We start from the raw sequence: 4,373 nt of genomic DNA, 5'->3' as shown, positions 1-4,373 counted from the left end.
GGCCACCAAGAAGGGCATCGAGGTGAGCTACGAGGGTGAGTCGATTCCCGAAACCACCTTGTTCGATCGCGTTCTGGTATCCGTGGGCCGCTCGGCCAACGGCAACAAGATCGGTGCGGACAAGGCTGGCGTGGCGGTAACCGAGCGCGGTTTCATCAACGTCGATACGCAGATGCGCACCAACGTGCCGCATATCTTCGCCATTGGCGACCTGGTGGGCCAGCCGATGCTTGCACACAAGGCTACGCACGAAGGCAAGGTGGCGGCTGAAGTCGCCGCGGGCATGAAGTCGCATTTCGATGCGCGCGTGATTCCATCGGTGGCCTATACCGACCCGGAAATCGCGTGGGTCGGTGTGACCGAGCGCGAGGCAAAGGAAAAGGGCCTGAAGATCGGCGTGGGCAAGTTCCCGTGGGCGGCAAGCGGTCGCGCCATAGGTATCGATCGTACCGAAGGCTTTACCAAGCTGTTATTCGATGAGCAAACCCATCGCGTGGTCGGTGGCGCTATCGTCGGCCCACATGCAGGCGATCTCATTTCGGAAGTCGCGCTGGCGATCGAGATGGGGTCGGAGGCTGCCGATATCGGCCTGACCATTCATCCGCATCCCACCTTGAGCGAATCGGTAGGCATGGCCGCGGAAGTGTACGAAGGCACGATCACCGACCTGTACATCCCGAAGAAGAAGTAGGCATCTTGCCCCGCAAGACGCACGAGCCCCCATCGATCATCGGATCGATGGGGGTTTTTTTATGGCAAAGGAGCACACCATGAGCTGGTCGGCCACGCAGTACAGCAAGTTTGAAAATGAGCGCAATCGTCCCATCCATGACCTGCTTGCGCAGCTACCCGAGATACAGGTCCAGGCGGTGGCCGATATCGGATGCGGCCCGGGCAATTCGACCGAATTTCTTGCACAGCGTTATCCGCAAGCGTCGGTCTATGGCATGGATAGCTCGCAGAACATGATCGATGCCGCGCGCAAGCGCCTGCCGCATGCGCACTTCGAGGTGGCCGATATCTCGACCTGGCATGCACAGGGATCATTCGACGTGATTCTTGCCAACGCCGCCTTGCAGTGGCTGCCTGATCACCAGTCGCTGTTGCCCGCTCTGCTGGGCAAGCTGGCGCCCGGTGGCAGCCTCGCGGTACAGGTGCCGGACAATCTCGATGAGCCTGCGCATCGGCTGATGCGTGAAGTGGCGGCTGAAGGGCCATGGTCGACGAGACTGGCGCATGCCGCCGATGCGCGTTCAAGCCGGCACGATGCGCTCTGGTATTACCAGCTACTGCGCGGGCAGGGAGCCCAGGTCAATGTCTGGCGCACGGTGTATCACCACGCGCTGGAAGGCGGTGTGCATGCCATCGTGGAGTGGTTCAAGGGCACCGGCTTGCGGCCCTTTCTCGATCCCCTGGACGAGAGCGACCGCGAAGCCTATCTGGCGCGCTACGAGGCTGCGCTGGCGAAGCAATACACGGTGTTCGACGACGGCACGGTGTTGTTGCCGTTTCCCCGTCTGTTCTTCGTGGCCACGGTAGCTGCGTAAATCGGTTCAGAGGCTCAGGGACAAGTAGCGACAGTGAAGCTGGGGTAAGTCATCGTCAATGGCAGACGCGCTTTGCCTGCCCGTCCACATCTCGACCGCTTATGACAAAGCGGCCTCGCTACTTCTCCCTCGCCCCTGGGCGCCCCCAACGCTGTACGCCCCGCCGTAGTTAATCGTCTTCACCTTCGAATAAATCTCCCTGCGCCGAGAAGCTGTCCAGCTCCACAAAGCCCGACAGTCCCACACCGACCAGGCGATAAAGTTCCGCTTCGGCGCGTTGCACGCGCTCACGCAAGGCGCAGGCCAGATCGGCCAGTTCTTCGGCCGAGCGCGGTCGTATTGATGGTGTCAGGCTGCGTGTCAGCGTCTGGAAGTCGGACGTCTTCAACTTCAATACGACAGTGCGGGCGATGCGGCCGCCCAAGGCCTCACGTTGGTGTCCCGCCCAGGTTTTTTCCGCGAGCCTGCGGATGTGCGGTTCCAACTGGTCGAGCGTCAGGTCTTTCTCGAAGGTGTCTTCCGAGGACACTTGCAGCGTCAACCGATCCGGCGACACCGGATGATCGTCGATGCCCATCGACAGCTCATGCAATCGGCGGCCCCATTGCCCGAAGCGTTGCTCCAGCAGGGGCTGTCCCAGGGCACGCAGGTCAGCCACGGTATGGACATCCATTTCGGTCAGCCTGGCTTCCATGACCTTGCCGACGCCAGGCAATTTGCCAACCTTCAACGGGGCAAGAAAGGCCTCGACCTGGTGAGGTCGTATGACGAACAAGCCATCGGGCTTGCGCCAGTCGGAGGCGATCTTGGCCAGGAACTTGTTCGGTGCCACACCCGCCGAAGCAGTCAGTTGTGTTTCCTCGCGGATCGCGGCGCGAATGGCCTCGGCGGTAGCGGTGGCCGACGGCAGGCCGGTCTTGGTGCTGGTGACGTCCAGGTAGGCTTCATCGAGCGAGAGCGGTTCGATCAGGTCGGTATGGCGCGAGAAAATGTCGCGCACCTGCCGGGATACGGTCTTGTAGCGGCCGAAATCCGGTGGCACGAAGATCGCCTGGGGGCATAGCCGTTCCGCACGAATGGCCGGCATCGCCGAGCGCACGCCGAACGTGCGTGCTTCATAGCTGGCCGCGCATACCACCGAGCGCGCGCCGCGCCAGGCCACAACTACCGGCTTGCCGCGCAGCGACGGGTCGTCGCGCTGTTCCACCGACGCGTAGAACGCATCCATGTCGACATGGAGGATTTTGCGCTGAGCAGTGGGCACGGCGAATCGGGTAACGGTGTCGGTCCCGATTCTAATCCCCATCGAAGTGACTTGCGCGCTGCGTGGCGGGCCCGTTACTGGCTGGGTACGGGCCGGGGTGGCAAGCGTTGTATCAGATAAATGCGTACGTCCTGCCGACCGCTGTCCACGGCGAGCGCGGCGCCGTCGTGCACCAGGACTGCGTTGCCGGATGGGGGGGGGAGCAAGGCGTCGTGCAGTGCGCGATCGAGGCTACCGTCATCGCGCGATGGCGCCATCCACAAGGGCAGTGCCATCACCAGCAAGACCAGCGATGCCGCCATCGCCAGCCACCGCCATCTCGGTTGTAGCCCGGTGCCCTGCGCTGCCACCGCGCGTTGCAATCGCGACAGCCCGCCAGCCGGTGGTGTGCGCGTGGGTGAAAGAACTCGTAGCTCGATCACGGCAGGTCTCCCAGAAGATTTTTCAGCCGCGCAAGCGCCTGGTGCCTGCGCGAGGAGACCGTTCCCTCGGGAATACCCAGGATCTGGGCTATCTGCGCGGTCTTCAGTTCGCCGTACTCGAACATCAGCAGCACCTCCCGTAATCGCTGCGGCAGTTTGCGCAGCGCGTCGTGCAGGCGACGCTCGGCCAGGAAGTCGTGTGTCTTGGTTTCCATGGGAAGTTGTTCGGCGCACTCGTCCACGGTTTCGTATCGCCATAGCGCGCGCCAACGCAGACGATTGCGCGCCAGGTTGAGCGCGCTCGTCCATACCAGCGCATCGAGCGTCGCTTCGTCGACTTTGTCGCGCCGCTCCCAGACGCGCATGAACGCGTCATGGATAAGATCCTGGCAGTCCTGTGCCTGCCAGAGCTGGCGATAAAGCACGTTGTAAAGTGAACGTTCGAGTCGGCGATAGCTTGCATACAGCGCTTCCTCGCGCAAAGCCATGGCTTAACGCTGCTGGCTACGATCGACTCGCATCACCAGCAGCCGTGCCACCGGGGTATCGCCGCTGGCGGTCGCGTCGCCTCCCGGTCCGGGCGTCTGGGCCAGCACGACGAAATGCCCGGGCGTCACGTTGAGCTGTCCCTGGAATAGCCCCAGTCCTTGCACGCGACCTCCATTCTGATTGTTGCGAACCTGCAACTGAAGGCTGATGTCGCCGGAGTTCGATACGCTTGTCTCGTAACCGTACTGATACCCCGTGACGATCTCGCCCTGACCGCCTTCACGTACCGCGCCGGAGGTGGCCTCCACCAGCTTGAAATGAGCCGCGCCCATGGAGCCGCGCCAGGACTTGAGTACATCGGTCAGCACGGTGAGGCTGGCATCATCGGCGCCATCGCCTGGAACAGCATCCACAATCCAGAATCGCAAGTTCAACGAGGCCGGCGCGTGGCTGTCCTTGCTGCTGCTGGCCAGGCCGGAAAGGGCACTGGCAATGGAATCCTGGGAGGTTTCCGGCGCGTAGACCAGCAACTTGCCTGGCGTCGGGCTGGTCACGGCGGCTTGACCGCCGGGCGCAAGGGCACTGGTCAGGGCCTGACGAAGCGATTCGGTCTGCGCCTGCGGCACCTCGTAGATGCGCAGTTCCATGGGC

Annotated in this window: 6 protein-coding genes; 2 read left to right on the top strand and 4 right to left on the bottom strand. The window is 62.6% G+C overall.

The features are described from left to right. Positions 1–691 (top strand): FAD-dependent oxidoreductase (locus tag VF436_RS01095; RefSeq protein WP_330902120.1); only part of this gene is annotated, 691 nt, incomplete at its 5' end. Positions 692–770: 79 nt separating this feature from the next. Continuing rightward, on the top strand, positions 771–1,547 hold the full coding sequence (gene tam / locus VF436_RS01090; RefSeq protein WP_330902119.1) for a trans-aconitate 2-methyltransferase: 777 nt from the start codon (positions 771–773) through the stop codon (positions 1,545–1,547). A gap of 169 nt (positions 1,548–1,716) precedes the next feature. Here the strand turns inward: tam and dinB are convergent, their stop codons facing one another. The 4 genes from dinB to VF436_RS01070 form a co-directional block, all read right to left on the bottom strand. Next, positions 1,717–2,853, bottom strand: a complete 1,137-nt coding sequence (dinB, locus tag VF436_RS01085) for a DNA polymerase IV (RefSeq protein ID WP_414649792.1) — start codon at positions 2,851–2,853, stop codon at positions 1,717–1,719. 32 nt (positions 2,854–2,885) lie between these two features. Further along, entirely contained in the window at positions 2,886–3,233 is a 348-nt protein-coding gene (locus VF436_RS01080; RefSeq protein ID WP_330902116.1) for a hypothetical protein, read from the bottom strand. Continuing rightward, positions 3,230–3,721, bottom strand: a complete 492-nt coding sequence (locus VF436_RS01075; protein WP_330902115.1) for a sigma-70 family RNA polymerase sigma factor — start codon at positions 3,719–3,721, stop codon at positions 3,230–3,232. The genes VF436_RS01080 and VF436_RS01075 overlap by 4 nt, the downstream gene beginning before the upstream one ends. A gap of 3 nt (positions 3,722–3,724) precedes the next feature. After that, positions 3,725–4,373 (bottom strand): hypothetical protein (locus VF436_RS01070; RefSeq protein ID WP_330902114.1); only part of this gene is annotated, 649 nt, incomplete at its 5' end.

This window comes from Dyella sp., from assembly GCF_036384435.1.
Classification (GTDB): domain Bacteria; phylum Pseudomonadota; class Gammaproteobacteria; order Xanthomonadales; family Rhodanobacteraceae; genus GSA-30.
This window is presented reverse-complemented; position numbering and strand designations above follow the sequence as displayed.

What these genes read in the sequence shown, in the direction of transcription:
- tam (WP_330902119.1), top strand. Translation starts at nt 771, where the DNA reads ATGAGCTGGTCGGCCACGCAGTACAGCAAGTTTGAAAATGAGCGCAAT.
- dinB (WP_414649792.1), bottom strand. Translation starts at nt 2,853, where the DNA reads ATGGGGATTAGAATCGGGACCGACACCGTTACCCGATTCGCCGTGCCC.
- VF436_RS01075 (WP_330902115.1), bottom strand. Translation starts at nt 3,721, where the DNA reads ATGGCTTTGCGCGAGGAAGCGCTGTATGCAAGCTATCGCCGACTCGAA.